This is a genomic window from Chryseobacterium sp. FP211-J200 (genome assembly GCF_001643375.1).
Classification (GTDB): domain Bacteria; phylum Bacteroidota; class Bacteroidia; order Flavobacteriales; family Weeksellaceae; genus Epilithonimonas; species Epilithonimonas ginsengisoli.
Genome location: NZ_LSHB01000056.1, coordinates 48,565 through 61,401 on the forward strand (window position 1 = coordinate 48,565; position 12,837 = coordinate 61,401).

At 37.5% G+C, this 12,837-nt stretch carries 15 protein-coding genes; 4 read left to right on the forward strand and 11 right to left on the reverse strand.

The window, feature by feature from the left end; all coding sequences use genetic code 11:
- Positions 1–4: 4 nt before the first annotated feature.
- Positions 5–655 (reverse strand): pyridoxamine 5'-phosphate oxidase, encoded by a 651-nt coding sequence (pdxH, locus tag AXA65_RS15785; RefSeq protein WP_063971034.1) that lies wholly within the window; start codon positions 653–655, stop codon positions 5–7.
- 375 nt (positions 656–1,030) lie between these two features.
- Between pdxH and AXA65_RS15790 the strand changes: the two genes are divergently transcribed.
- Positions 1,031–1,579 (forward strand): YqgE/AlgH family protein, encoded by a 549-nt coding sequence (locus AXA65_RS15790; RefSeq protein WP_063971035.1) that lies wholly within the window; start codon positions 1,031–1,033, stop codon positions 1,577–1,579.
- 63 nt (positions 1,580–1,642) lie between these two features.
- Here AXA65_RS15790 and AXA65_RS15795 read toward each other — a convergent pair whose 3' ends face one another.
- From AXA65_RS15795 to AXA65_RS15815, 5 genes are read right to left on the reverse strand one after another with little or no spacing between them, the layout of a single operon-like run.
- Positions 1,643–2,032, reverse strand: coding sequence for a DUF1398 domain-containing protein (locus tag AXA65_RS15795; RefSeq protein ID WP_063971036.1), 390 nt, complete (start codon positions 2,030–2,032; stop codon positions 1,643–1,645).
- A gap of 2 nt (positions 2,033–2,034) precedes the next feature.
- Entirely contained in the window at positions 2,035–2,871 is an 837-nt protein-coding gene (locus tag AXA65_RS15800; protein WP_063971037.1) for an alpha/beta hydrolase, read from the reverse strand.
- Between the two features lie 10 nt (positions 2,872–2,881).
- Positions 2,882–3,376, reverse strand: coding sequence for a Smr/MutS family protein (locus tag AXA65_RS15805; protein ID WP_063971038.1), 495 nt, complete (start codon positions 3,374–3,376; stop codon positions 2,882–2,884).
- 3 nt (positions 3,377–3,379) lie between these two features.
- Complete coding sequence (locus tag AXA65_RS15810) at positions 3,380–3,874, reverse strand: metallophosphoesterase family protein (protein WP_063971039.1); 495 nt, start codon at positions 3,872–3,874, stop codon at positions 3,380–3,382.
- Between the two features lie 20 nt (positions 3,875–3,894).
- A complete protein-coding gene (locus AXA65_RS15815; RefSeq protein ID WP_063971040.1) occupies positions 3,895–4,197 on the reverse strand; it encodes a hypothetical protein in 303 nt (100 codons plus the stop codon).
- A gap of 83 nt (positions 4,198–4,280) precedes the next feature.
- Between AXA65_RS15815 and truA the strand changes: the two genes are divergently transcribed.
- From truA to AXA65_RS15835, 3 genes are all read left to right on the forward strand, one after another.
- A complete protein-coding gene (gene truA, locus AXA65_RS15820; RefSeq protein WP_063971041.1) occupies positions 4,281–5,009 on the forward strand; it encodes a tRNA pseudouridine(38-40) synthase TruA in 729 nt (242 codons plus the stop codon).
- Between the two features lie 465 nt (positions 5,010–5,474).
- Complete coding sequence (locus AXA65_RS15830) at positions 5,475–7,223, forward strand: ABC transporter ATP-binding protein (protein ID WP_063971043.1); 1,749 nt, start codon at positions 5,475–5,477, stop codon at positions 7,221–7,223.
- 14 nt (positions 7,224–7,237) lie between these two features.
- Complete coding sequence (locus AXA65_RS15835) at positions 7,238–7,954, forward strand: phosphodiester glycosidase family protein (RefSeq protein WP_063971044.1); 717 nt, start codon at positions 7,238–7,240, stop codon at positions 7,952–7,954.
- Positions 7,955–7,956: 2 nt separating this feature from the next.
- Here the strand turns inward: AXA65_RS15835 and AXA65_RS15840 are convergent, their stop codons facing one another.
- The 5 genes from AXA65_RS15840 to AXA65_RS15860 form a co-directional block, all read right to left on the reverse strand.
- On the reverse strand, positions 7,957–8,202 hold the full coding sequence (locus AXA65_RS15840) for a hypothetical protein (protein ID WP_063971045.1): 246 nt from the start codon (positions 8,200–8,202) through the stop codon (positions 7,957–7,959).
- Between the two features lie 37 nt (positions 8,203–8,239).
- Positions 8,240–9,064 (reverse strand): flavin reductase family protein, encoded by an 825-nt coding sequence (locus tag AXA65_RS15845; protein WP_063971046.1) that lies wholly within the window; start codon positions 9,062–9,064, stop codon positions 8,240–8,242.
- Between the two features lie 100 nt (positions 9,065–9,164).
- Positions 9,165–10,421, reverse strand: coding sequence for a fumarylacetoacetase (gene fahA, locus AXA65_RS15850; protein ID WP_063971047.1), 1,257 nt, complete (start codon positions 10,419–10,421; stop codon positions 9,165–9,167).
- A gap of 90 nt (positions 10,422–10,511) precedes the next feature.
- Positions 10,512–11,642, reverse strand: coding sequence for a 4-hydroxyphenylpyruvate dioxygenase (gene hppD, locus AXA65_RS15855; protein ID WP_063971235.1), 1,131 nt, complete (start codon positions 11,640–11,642; stop codon positions 10,512–10,514).
- A 375-nt stretch (positions 11,643–12,017) separates the two neighbouring features.
- Positions 12,018–12,812, reverse strand: a complete 795-nt coding sequence (locus AXA65_RS15860) for a hypothetical protein (protein ID WP_063971048.1) — start codon at positions 12,810–12,812, stop codon at positions 12,018–12,020.
- Between the last annotated feature and the right edge of the window lie 25 nt (positions 12,813–12,837).

The following is a 12,837-nucleotide window of genomic DNA, read 5'->3' on the forward strand; positions in this document are numbered from 1 at the left end:
TTTTTTATGGTGCTAATCTTGATATTTTCCAATCGATATGATTTTCCAAAGTGTAAATAATTCTGTCGTGGAGTCGGTTTGGACGGCCTTGCCAAAATTCGATTTCGTAGGGTTTTGCGATATAGCCGCCCCAATTTTCGGGTCTTGGAATTTCTTTGTCTTCGAATTCTTTTTCTAGGTCTTTCAATTTATTTTCGAGGAAATCTCGATTCGGGATCTCTTGACTTTGTGGAGAAACTGCGGCGCCTAACTGGCTTCCTTTGGGACGTGAATGGAAATAGCCGTCGCTGAGATTTTCTGCAATTCTTTCCACATTGGCTTTGATGATGATTTGTCTTTCCAGACTTGGCCAGAAAAAATGAAGACAGGCTTTGTGCGTATTCTCGATTGATTTTCCTTTTCGACTTTCATAATTGGTGTAGAAGATGAAACCTTCCCAATTGTAGGATTTGAGCAGGACCATTCTTGTTCTTGGACAACCGTCTTCTTCTATGGTTGAGATGGCCATTGCATTGGATTCTGCGACTTCGGGATTATTTTCTGCATCCAGGAACCAATCGCGGAATTGTTCGATTGGATTTTCTTTTATCTGGGTTTCTATGAGTTGGGATTTTTCGTAGATTCTTCTTTTATCGTGGAGGTTTTCTGAGTTCATCTTCTTTCAAATTGTAAAATTTCTAAACGCAAAGTTCGCAAAGTTTTTTATATACTAACTGTTTTAAGTTCGCAAAGATGTAAAACTCATCAAAGAAAAACGAAATGTAACAACAAATGTTGAATTGAAAGACAAATCTTCAACTTGGCGAAGCTGCATCCTACTTTGACTGCGCCCAGTATAAACTCTTTGAACGGAAATCCTTTGATGGCTAGAAATGCTTGTGCAAAAAAGATTGACTACGTCATACCTCTTTGTTAGGTTTGGAAGTAGAAGACGGATCAAGCTGCCCGAATTATTTTAATTGAGATAATTTTAACTTAAATTTTAGATGAATTCTTTTTTCAAAAAAATATTTTTTTATAGATTTGATAGATGAATTACTCTTACAAAGGTAAAATTTTGATATCAACACCGGATATTTCGGGTGACATATTTTCCCGTTCGGTCGTTCTAATTATCGACCACAACGAGAATGGCGCATTTGGTCTGATCCTCAACAAAAAGAATCAGAACATGAGCTCCAAACTGTTGAATATCCTTGGTTTTCCAGTGGAACTGTACGAGGGCGGACCTGTGGAACACGGAAGAATTTACTTTATTTTGAAAGGCGAAAAAATAACGACAGAGTTTATAGAGATCAATAAGGAGTTCTATCTCACAGAAGATATAGATTCTGTGGTTTCGGCAATGATCAATGGAGAAATAAGTACGGCTGACATCAAGGTTTTCTCAGGTTATTCCGGTTGGGGTGCTTTGCAACTGGAGGGCGAATTGCAGCGTAAAATGTGGACCATCGTGGATGTTTACAATCTGGATTACACGTTACCAAACGATCAAGGTCTTTGGAAAAACATCATGCAGAATCTGGGAGGCGAATTTTTGCTTTGGGCGAATGCGCCGGAGGATGTTTCGATGAATTAGATTGAGAGATGATAGAGAAAAGAGAATAGACTTTTCAATTTGATTATAAAATTAAATCCCGAGTTAACTCGGGATTTTTTCTTCGTAAATAGCTGCTCCTTCGCAATCGTAATAAGTGCAGGTTTTTGCTTTTAGATCTACAACCCATTTGAAAACACCACTATCAGCACAATCTTTGCAAAATTGGAAAAAGTCTGTATTTCCCTGTTGGTGATTTCTTAGGTCTGATAAAAATTTCTCAGGATTCACGATGCCGTAAATGAGCAATGCTGCATATCGCTGAGCTGAAGTCACTTGTTCGTCATCATTTCCTTTGTATGTTGAAGATCCATCCTCTACATAAGTTTCGAATGATGAAACACCTAATTCTTTTACGGTTTTGGCAAACTCTGGAAAATCCTTCCCTGTTTCTATGTTTGAATACGCGGCTTCTATTTGTGCAAGTGTGAACATAGTTATAAATTTTTCTGTGTTTTGACTTTCTTTGATATCTCTCTGATTTCCTTTAATAACAAATGAAACCCTGGTTTTGCCATACTCACGTGGTCAAATCCATCTTCCTCTAATAATTTAACTGAAGGATGTTTCACAAGCTCCAACATTCTTGCCAAATAAGCGTTCTCCTCATATCTTCCGAATAATTCCAAATTTCTGTCACCTGTGATCAAGACAATTGGTGATGCATATTTTCTGACGTGGAACAATGGTGCGTACTCGTCAATCGTAGGTTGCAGTTCCGGGATCCCTTTTTCTTTTCTGATCTGGAAATGCGTGATGGCCTGTCCGCTGAAGGGAACCAATCCTGCGATTTGATCGGCATCGATCTTATATTTCTGAAGATATTTTTTGTCCAACGTGATCATCATCGCCAAATAACCGCCAGCCGAATGTCCGGATTGGAAGATCAAGTTTTTATTTCCACCAAATTTTTCGATATTATCAAAAACCCAAGCCGTAGCTGCCGCCGCATCTTCTATGTAAGCTGGTGCTTTCACTTTCGGAGCAAGCCGATATGCTACACTTACGACTGCGATATTTTCATTTAATAATTCTTTTGGCAATTCGTTATTTCCGCCGGTCAATCCACCGCCGTGAAACCAAATGACCGTTGAGAAGTTTTTGACATTGGTCGGATAGTAGAAACTCAGTTTGCATTGCGAATTGATGTAAGCATCTTTGTTGGAAATATTTTCCGGATAATAGGAGATGTTGTTCTCTGTTTTATACTCGGTCTGAGCAAAAGAAAATGCAAAGACAAGGATCAAAATAAGGCTTAAATGTTTTCTTAGCATAATTATCATTTTATAAAAATTTGACTTCTACTCTACCCGATTCGTGGTAGAAAAATCCGTGTTCATCGTATTCTACATTTGACAGACCTTCCAAAATATCATAGACCATCTTTTGCAAAACACCATCTCCAATTCCGTGGATGATCTCCAGATTCTTGATGTGATTTTTCCTGCAGAAATCTATCGTTTCCAAAAGTTTTTCTTTCTGGATCATCAACCTTTCAAAAGCGTCATGATCTGAAGGATTTTTGACCAACAGCTGAAAATGCAGGTCCAATTTCAAAGGTGTTTTGTTATGTTTTTTTGAAACGTTTTTGGAGGTTTCATTTTTTCTAATGACAGGCGAATTCTCGTACAATCCAGAATCGAGTATTGTCAATTGGCTTTTCGGAAAATTGTAGGTGAAACCGTGCTCATCCTCGATTTTCACCTGATCAGCAATGATCTTCAAAATGGTACCTTTCAGATCATCATCGATGACAGAAACTTTATCGCCTATTTTCATATTTTATTTCGTTCCTAATTCTATCACTTCCAGATCTTTGATCTCATCTTTAAAAATCGTAAAACGCATCATCGTCCTCACTTTGTGCCAGCCAACTTTTCCGCAAGCACCAGGATTGAGATGCAACAAATTATTTCGTTTATCATACATCGCTTTCAGGATATGCGAATGGCCAGAAATGAATAATTTCGGTTTGTTCTTCGCAATCTCTTCTTTCGCCAAAGCCGAATATCGCTCTGGATAACCGCCAATATGGATCATCAAAACATCCAAATCCTCACATTTGAAACTTAAAACCTCGGGGAATATCGTTCTGATTTTCGCCTCATCGATATTGCCGTAAACACCACGGATCGGTTTTATCTTTTCTAATTCTTCAATCACCTTCATATTCCCAAAATCGCCACAATGCCAAACTTCATCGGCGTCTTTTGCGTAGTCTAGAATGCGGTCATCAATGTAAGAATGCGTATCTGATAAAAGGAGGATGCGTTTCATTTTGAAATTTAAATTAATAATTAAAGCTGAAAAGTAATTCCGTACTTTGAATAATACCAGATTGCTACGGCTAACGAAATTCCCATTAATAACAAAATCATCAGGATCCAAAAAGCCAGACTTTTAATTCCCTTTTTGTACAAAATCACAAATGTCGATTGCAAAACAATGAAGAGGATCAGCAATACCACGGCATTAACAACGATCTGAGTTTCCGATAATCCTTGACTGAAAAGAAAAACCGAGACCAAAACAAAGATGATGACCATCAGTTTGATGAATTCTGCAGGATTGGAAAGTTTATTGGTTTTGAGAGGTTTCATTGATTCAAGGATTTTTCGAATCACGAAATTACGAATTAAGATCTTCTTGATAATTAAAAAAAAATCAGGAAATTTGCCACGAAATGAGATATTTTATAGAGTTTGCCTACAACGGTTCTTCTTTTTTTGGCTACCAGATCCAGCCCAACCAGATTTCTGTGCAGGAAGAATTGGAAAAAGCCTTGTCAACCATTCTGAGAGAACCAATAAAAACCACTGGTGCAGGAAGAACAGACACCGGCGTGCACGCAAAAAAGATGTTCGCTCACTTCGAAACCGAACAAAAGCTGGATAAAAATCTGGTCTACAAACTCAATTCTTTTTTATCAGAAAACATTTCTATCAAACAGATTTTTGAAGTTGCTGCCGATATGCACGCCAGATTCAGTGCGACTTTCCGGACTTATGAATATTATATTTCGACAGAGAAAGACCCCTTTACAATCAACTCTTCCTGGCAAACCTGGCGACAAAAACCTCTTGATATCGAAGCGATGAACCAAGCTTGCAAAATCCTCTTCGAATACGATGATTTTACAAGTTTCGCAAAATTACATACCGATAATAAAACCAATATCTGCAAAATCTATAAAGCAGAATGGGAACAAATTGAAGATCAATTGAAATTCACGATTTCCGCAGACCGATTCCTGAGAAATATGGTAAGAGCAATAGTCGGGACAATGGTAGAAGTAGGAACCGGAAAACTGCAGCCAAAAGATTTGCGAAAAATCATTGAAGACAAATACCGAAATTCTGCCGGTGTTTCTGCGCCAGCACAAGGACTCTTTTTAGTCGATGTAGGTTATTGATTTTGAACACTTTATTTGTTTTGGAAGAAAATAATTGCAATTTTAAATCATTGATTAAAAGTCCTTTACATTTCTTCTAAAATCCAGAAACTGTCGCAGCCCCCGAAAGCAGAAAGCTGGCAATAGACCCTCTTTCGAAATCAATTGTTAATGTTGAATTTAAGAAAGCTCATAATTCTATCTTATTTATCGGTGGTGGTAACGATGCTATTTTACCCCCGGAATTCACTGCAATAATTTGATAACGTAACCGCAGCCCGGCTTGAGTGGAAATCCTTTTTTGTGGCTGAAAAAGCTAGGCAAAAAGATTGGGAACGGAAGACGGATAAAGCTGCCCAAAATATCATCAAAAACATTCACAGTTTCTATCAATATTTTCTGTGGTTGGTCAAAGTTTAAAATTTTAAAGTCTTATTTTTGCAAAGATTTTTTCGACACTGAAAAATCTCTGGAATCAAAAGAAAAATGAAGAAACAAACGACCTGGGATATTGTAAAACGACTGTTTATGATTGGGATGAAATTCCGGTCGTGGTTTATCATCACCCTTGTAATCTCCATTGTTTTAGCAATCGTTTCTACTTACAGACCGATTCTGACGAAAAATGTGGTCGACATCGACATCGTTCAGCTTAAGGACAAAGCGCAACTGATGAAGCACATCTATCTGCTCATCGGATTGGTTGTCGCAGAGACAATTCTGAATTTCTTTCTGGTTTATTTCTCGAATTTTATTTCTCAAAATGTGATTCGTGACATCCGAGAAAGACTTTATCACAAACTGATTTACTTCAGAACGGCATTTTTCGACAAAACTCCAATTGGAAGTCTTGTTACAAGAGCAGTTGGCGATGTAGAAACGATTGCGACGGTTTACACAGACGGATTTCTAATGGTTTTCGGCGATATCCTGAGAATCATAATGGTTTTGTTTGCGATGTTTCAGGTGGATACGCATCTGAGTATGATCTCTTTAGCGATTCTTCCATTGATGGTCATCATCACAAGAGCTTTCCAGAAAAGGCTGAAAACTGCATTTGGAATGGAGAGAAGCTGGACTTCGACCCAGAATAGTTTTGTGCAGGAACGTTTGGCAGGAATGCCTTTGATTCAGGTCTTCAACAGACAAGAAGCGGAGTTTACGAAATTTGATAAAATCAATATTGAACTTAAGAAAGCCTTACTGAGAACGGTTTTCATCTTCTCATTATTCTTTCCCGTTGTAGAATTGATCTCTTCACTTTTTATTGGATTTATCCTGTTTTATGGAGGTTTTATCAAATCTACGCCAGGTGTAATCATTGCTTTTATTCAGTTTATTAATATGTTGATCCGTCCGTTGAGACAGATTGCGGATAGATTTAATAATATTCAGAGAGGAATTGTAGGCGCAGAAAGAGTTCTTGGCGTGATGGACGAAGACCAGGCGATGCCGAATAACGGAACAATTGCAAGAGACCACTTTGATGGAAAAATTGAATTTCAAAAGGTTCATTTCGCTTATGATGAAAAGCAATTGGTTTTAAAAGGGATTGATTTCAAAGTGAATTCGGGTGAAACTGTTGCAATCGTTGGTGCAACCGGAGCCGGAAAATCGACGATCATCAGTCTGATCACAAGACTTTATGATATCAATTCTGGAAAAATAATGTTGGACGACGTGGATATCAGAGATTATGAATTGTATAATTTGAGAAGTCACATTGGCGTTGTGCTTCAAGACGTTTTCCTTTTCCACGGCAGTATTTTTGAAAACCTGACTTTGGGAGACGAAAGCATCACGCTGGAGCAAGTTAAGAAAGCGGCGAAAGAAATAGAAGTTGATCAATTCATCGAGCAATTGCCTGGCGGTTACGATTATGTGGTGAGCGAAAGAGGTTCGTCGATTTCCCTTGGGCAAAGACAATTGTTATCATTTTTGAGAGCATATCTTTCTGACCCGAAAATTTTGATTCTTGATGAAGCAACCTCATCCATCGACCACGAAAGTGAAAAACTCATCCAAAGAGCAACCGAAAAAATCACTAAAAACAGAACATCAATCCTCATCGCGCACCGACTTTCAACCATTGAAAAAGCGGACAAAATCATCGTGATGGACCACGGATTGATTGTGGAAGAAGGAACGCATCAGGAACTGCTTGCGAAAAATGGTTATTATTCCTTGCTTTATAAGGCTCAGGTGGTTTCTCCGGATGGAGATACTGTGATTTAGATTAATTTTTGGAAATGAAAAACATCATTCTATTTTCGCTTTTAGCATTTGTCATTTTATCTTGTAGTGACAAAATTAAAAATGAAAAAGATTATGTTATTTTCGAAGCGAATCCAAAAACAGAAAACATCAAATTCTATTGGAAAAATGACAGCGGTCAAGTTATTAAAAGCATTAATAATTTGAAAAAACACGTCGAATCCAAAAATGAAAATTTGAAATTTGCAATGAACGGCGGAATGTTTGAAATCAATAATATTCCCAAAGGCCTTTACATTGAAAACTTCAAAATCCTCAATAAAATAGATACTTCAAACGGAAATGGAAATTTCTATTTGCAACCAAACGGTGTATTTTATTTGACTAAGAATAATGAGGCTAAAATTGTAGAAACACAAAAATTTCGTTACAACTCAAATATCGAATATGCGACACAATCTGGCCCAATGTTGCTGATAAATGGAAATATAAACCCCATTTTCCAAGAACAATCTACGAATGTAAATATCAGAAACGGTGTTGGAATCTTGGAGAATGGAAATATCGTATTTGTAATGTCAAAAACCAAAGTCAATTTTTACAATTTCGCCTTATTATTCAAAGAATTGGGTTGCAAAAATGCTTTGTATCTGGATGGTTTCGTCTCAAGAACTTATCTTCCAGAGAAAAAATGGATGCAGGAAGATGGCGATTTTGGAGTAATGATTGGCGTAACGGATTCTGAAAAATAGAATTAATCCTTCACAATCCGGCCTCGAAAACTCAACATTCCAGAAACAATGATTAGGCAAATCACAATGATGATTTTTGAAGCCAATAAGTCCTGACAAAGATTTCTACCAGAAACTAGCGAAATACAATCTTTCATATTTGCGGTTTCGTATTTCAGACTGACTTGGATGTTGACAACGGCAAAAACCGACATCACAATCACCAAAATCAGAAAGCTGATGATGGTTTGATAGACCGATTTTCTCATAGTTTAATTAATGGTTTTTGGTTTTTTTTAACGGTTATCAGTCAGATTTTAAAACATTCCACGCATTTTCAATTTCATTGTTTTTTAAATAATTCTGTGCTAATAAATGTACATCTTTTTCCGAAGAAAAACGACCAATTGGTAAAATTTCCACATTCGCCAACATCCCCAAATCGTTGCCTGTGAAGATATGACTTTGTTTGATTTCATTTGGAAGTTGGTCGTAGCCAATTCCTTTTGTAACCAGCGGTTTTGGAACTTCGAAGATGTTATTCTCGTTATTTCTGGAATAGAAATTCCCGCCTAATCGCGCGACCAGATCCAATTTTTTTTGGTCAAGATTTCCATTTTCGTCGAGATATTTTTCGTTGATATGGATTTTCGCAATCTCTGCAATCACAAGATTTCCCGCGCCACCAAGTTCTCCTAAACTTTTTATTTCAAGAACTTTGCATTCAAAATTAACTGGTGACTCTGAAATCAAAGGTGGTTTTACGATGTCGGCAGGCTTCATCGTCAAACCAGATTTAATGAATTCATTAATGCCATCTTCGTATTCCGTACTTGTCAAAGAAACTTGCTGAACCATCTCGAAATTTACGTTTCCGATGACCAACTCAGGAACTTCTTTCAGGTTTTCCAACGTATGTTTTGTCGTATTGTCACGCACGCGTCTGGAAGGCGAAATAATCACAATCGGCGGAACCGTGCTGAACATATTGAAAAAACTGAAAGGCGAAAGATTGATTTCTCCTTTTGCATTGATTGTACTTGCTAAAGCAATTGGTCTAGGTGAAAGTGCTGTTTGCATTACTTGTTGTAATTGAACTGCGGAAATATGGGATGGAATGATTGTTTTCATTTCTTATTTAATTAGAATATTTTTTAACCACTAGGAACACAAGAGTTTTCCAAAGGATACAAGAAAAAAATCTTTGTGAGCTTTGTGAAAATCTTTGTTTCTATTGTGGTAAAACTGCTGGCAAAATCTTTCCTGAAACCTCACCAAACCCAATTCGAATCCCGTCTTTTTCCGACCAAGCTTTCATCGTAATCGTATCGCCGTCTTCTATAAATTTTCTTTCGATTCCGTTTTTGAGTTGCAATGGTTTTGTGCCTTTCCAAGACAATTCCAGCATCGAACCGTACGATTTTTCATCTTCTCCGGATATGGTTCCGCTGGCGTAAACATCACCAACTTCGACATTGCAACCACCAACGGTGTGATGCGCCAACTGCTGGAACATATTCCAATACATAAATTTGTAATTGCTTTGCGAAATCAGATTTTCTTCTGAGTTTTCTGGTTTCAAATAAACTTCGAGGTTGATGTCATAATTTTTATCTCCTCCGAATTTCAGATAATCTAAAACTTCCGGTTCCTGTTTTGGAGATTCTGTTTTGAATGGTTTCAAAGCTTCCAAAGTCACAATCCAAGGCGAAATGGACGAACCAAAATTCTTTCCTAAAAATGGCCCCAATGGAACATATTCCCAACTCTGGATATCTCTCGCCGACCAATCGTTGAAAATCATCATTCCGAAAATCGCATCTTCTGCCTCAGCCACAGAAATCCTGTCGCCCAAATCGGTATTTTTATTCACAACAAAAGCCATTTCCAATTCGAAGTCGAGTTGTTTTGACGCACTGAAAATCGGTTTATCTGCATCCGGCGGTTTGATTTGTCCACAAGGTCTGATGATATCGATTCCTGACAAAACGATGGAAGAAGCACGACCGTGATAACCAACCGGCAAATGTTTCCAGTTTGGAAGGAGCGCATTGGCCGGGTCGCGGAACATCATTCCCACATTGGTTGCGTGCTGAATACTGCTGTAAAAATCGGTATAATTGGGGATGTGCAAAGGCATCATCATTTGGATCTCGTCGAGATTGTAGAAGCAATCTGTAATCGTTCGTTCGTCTTTTGAAAGAAGTGAATCTTCCAATAAAAGCTGTTGGATTTTTTCTCTGACCTTATTCGTAATTGGTTTCCCAAGTTCGATGAATTCGTTGATGGTGTAAGCTTCGAAGACATTATCGTCCATTTCGGTGATTTCTTCAAAATAGCCAAGGTCGTACAAAGTTGCAAGGTCTATAACGATGTCGCCAATTCTAGTCGCACACGCAATAAATTCTTTATTAAAAACACAAACGCCAAAAGGAATATTGTGAATGGAAAAGTCTGAATCTGAGGGATATTCTATGAATGATTTCATATTTTAGAAGTTAGAGTTTAGATGTTAGAATTTAGACAAAAAATTAAAGCATTAAAAATAATGCTTTAATTCTATAGTGAATGATTTGGTTTATAAGTTGCCACGTTTTTCCTGCTCTTTTTCCAAGGCTTCGAAAAGTGCTTTGAAATTCCCGGCTCCGAAGCTCTGAGCGCCGTGTCTCTCGATGATTTCGTAGAACAAGGTTGGTCTGTCTTCCACTGGTTTTGTGAAAATTTGAAGTAGATAACCTTCCTCATCACAGTCAACCAAAATCCCTAAACTTTGAAGTTTTTTGATATCCTCATCAATATCTCCAACTCTTTCGGGAATCATTTCGTAATAGGCTTCCGGCGGTGGCGAAAGGAATTCGATTCCACGACTTTTCAGTTCTGTAACGGTTTTTACGATATCTTTTGTCGCAACAGCAATGTGCTGAACGCCTTCGCCTTCGTAGAAATCCAGATATTCCTCCACCTGAGATTTTCTCTGACCTTCGGCCGGTTCGTTGATTGGGAACTTTGCAAATCCGTTTCCGTTGGACATTACTTTTGACATCAAAGCAGAATATTCTGTATTGATTTGTTTATCATCAAATGAAAGAATGTTGACAAATCCCATCACTTTTTCGTACCACTCCACCGTTGGAACCATCCTGTCCCAGCCGACATTTCCGACGCAATGGTCCACGTACAAAAGTCCAACATCAGAAGGATTATAGTCGCTTTTCCAAGGTTCGTAGCCTGGCATAAATGCACCAGAATAATTTTTACGTTCGATGAACATATGGATGGTTTCGCCGTAAGTGTAGATCCCAGACATCTTAACCTCGCCAAATTCGTCAGTCAAAGTTTGTGGTTCCAGATATGGTTTTCCACCACGTTTTGTGGTTTCTTCGAATGCTTTTTCGGCATCATCTACCCAAAGCGCCAAAATCTTGACACCGTCGCCGTGTTTTTTCTGATGTTCGCAAATTGGAGAATCGGATTTAAGTCCTGAAGTTAAAACAAGTCTGATCTTGCCCTGTTGAAGAACGTAAGACGAGCGGTCTCTTACACCAGTTTCCGGGCCCGCATAAGCTACGGACTGAAAACCGAATGCGGTTTTGTAAAAATGCGCTGCTTGCTTGGCATTTCCTACATAAAATTCTAAATAATCTGTTCCGTTGATCGGGAGAAAATTCTCCGCTTGTGCGATTTTCTCGGCAAAAGTGAGTGTTGACATTTTACTTTTTACTTTTATATCTGTTGATGCCAAGATAAGAATTTTCTAGAAACAAACTAACGATTGTTAGTTTTTTAAGGAATGTCGTATTTAATAAACAAATACATCAAGTCGGAAAACATAAAAATAAAGTATCCCAAAGGTTATTGAGAAATATTAAATAACATACAAAAAATACATAATTATAAATAATAATCAGTTAAAATTAACTAATGTTAATCATTTCACACCAAAAGCATTATAAAAATACACACAACACAATAAGTATTTTTAAGTACACTTAAGTTTATTAATATCTGTTATTCTAGTATTACATTTGTCAAAGAGTTTCTAACGATTCTAAAAACACAAACCATGAAAAAGGCCGTAATTTGTTTACGGCTTTTTATTTATAACATTGTTTAGCAATCCAGAGTTGGGATTGTAGTTGTCCCAGATCATCCATTTTTGATCGATGTTCTTTATAAAATAGATCTGGGTATTAAGTTCATTCACGATATATTCTTCTCCCGTTTCTTCCACCACGAAAACCAAATTCCAAAATTCCTGTGTCTTGATGACCATTTTGTCTGCTTCTTCAGAAATAACATCTAGATCAAAGATCTCAAAGTTGGATCGGTTGTTGTGTGTAAACAGTTTCAGTCCATTATCGCAAAGTTTGGTGCTGTAGTTTTTGATCCGTTCTATAAAAGGCGCTTCCGGAAAGATCAACTCTTTGAAGATCTCAAGTCTCAGCTCTGGAAAATATTTGAAAAATTCAAAATTCGTGTGGCAATATCTATACACAATATCACTTGTAAACTCTTTGCTGAACTCACTTTCATTATACACATTATTTTCTTTGACGCTCAGCACGAAGGCATTCAGGTCTTTGAAACACAAAAAGATGCAGATCTTGTCCAGAGTTTTCAAAAAACGAAGGTCGTTATGGGTTTTGTAATGATAATCACTCTCAAAGAAACGTTGAAGAGTGATGTGGGAAATACTGGTTCCCAACTCAAACTTCCTTTCGTTCTGCAATTCTTCTCTTTTGGAAAGATCTTCTTTTATGATCTCGGAAAGAATAACATAATGACTTCGCTTCCAAGGATTTGAATTTCCTAAAATCGAATTTTGGATAATTGGTTGCTGCCGAATTTCTTCTTTCAGCAAGTTGTATATTGATCTCAATTGATTTTTTTCTTATGTGTTCAAT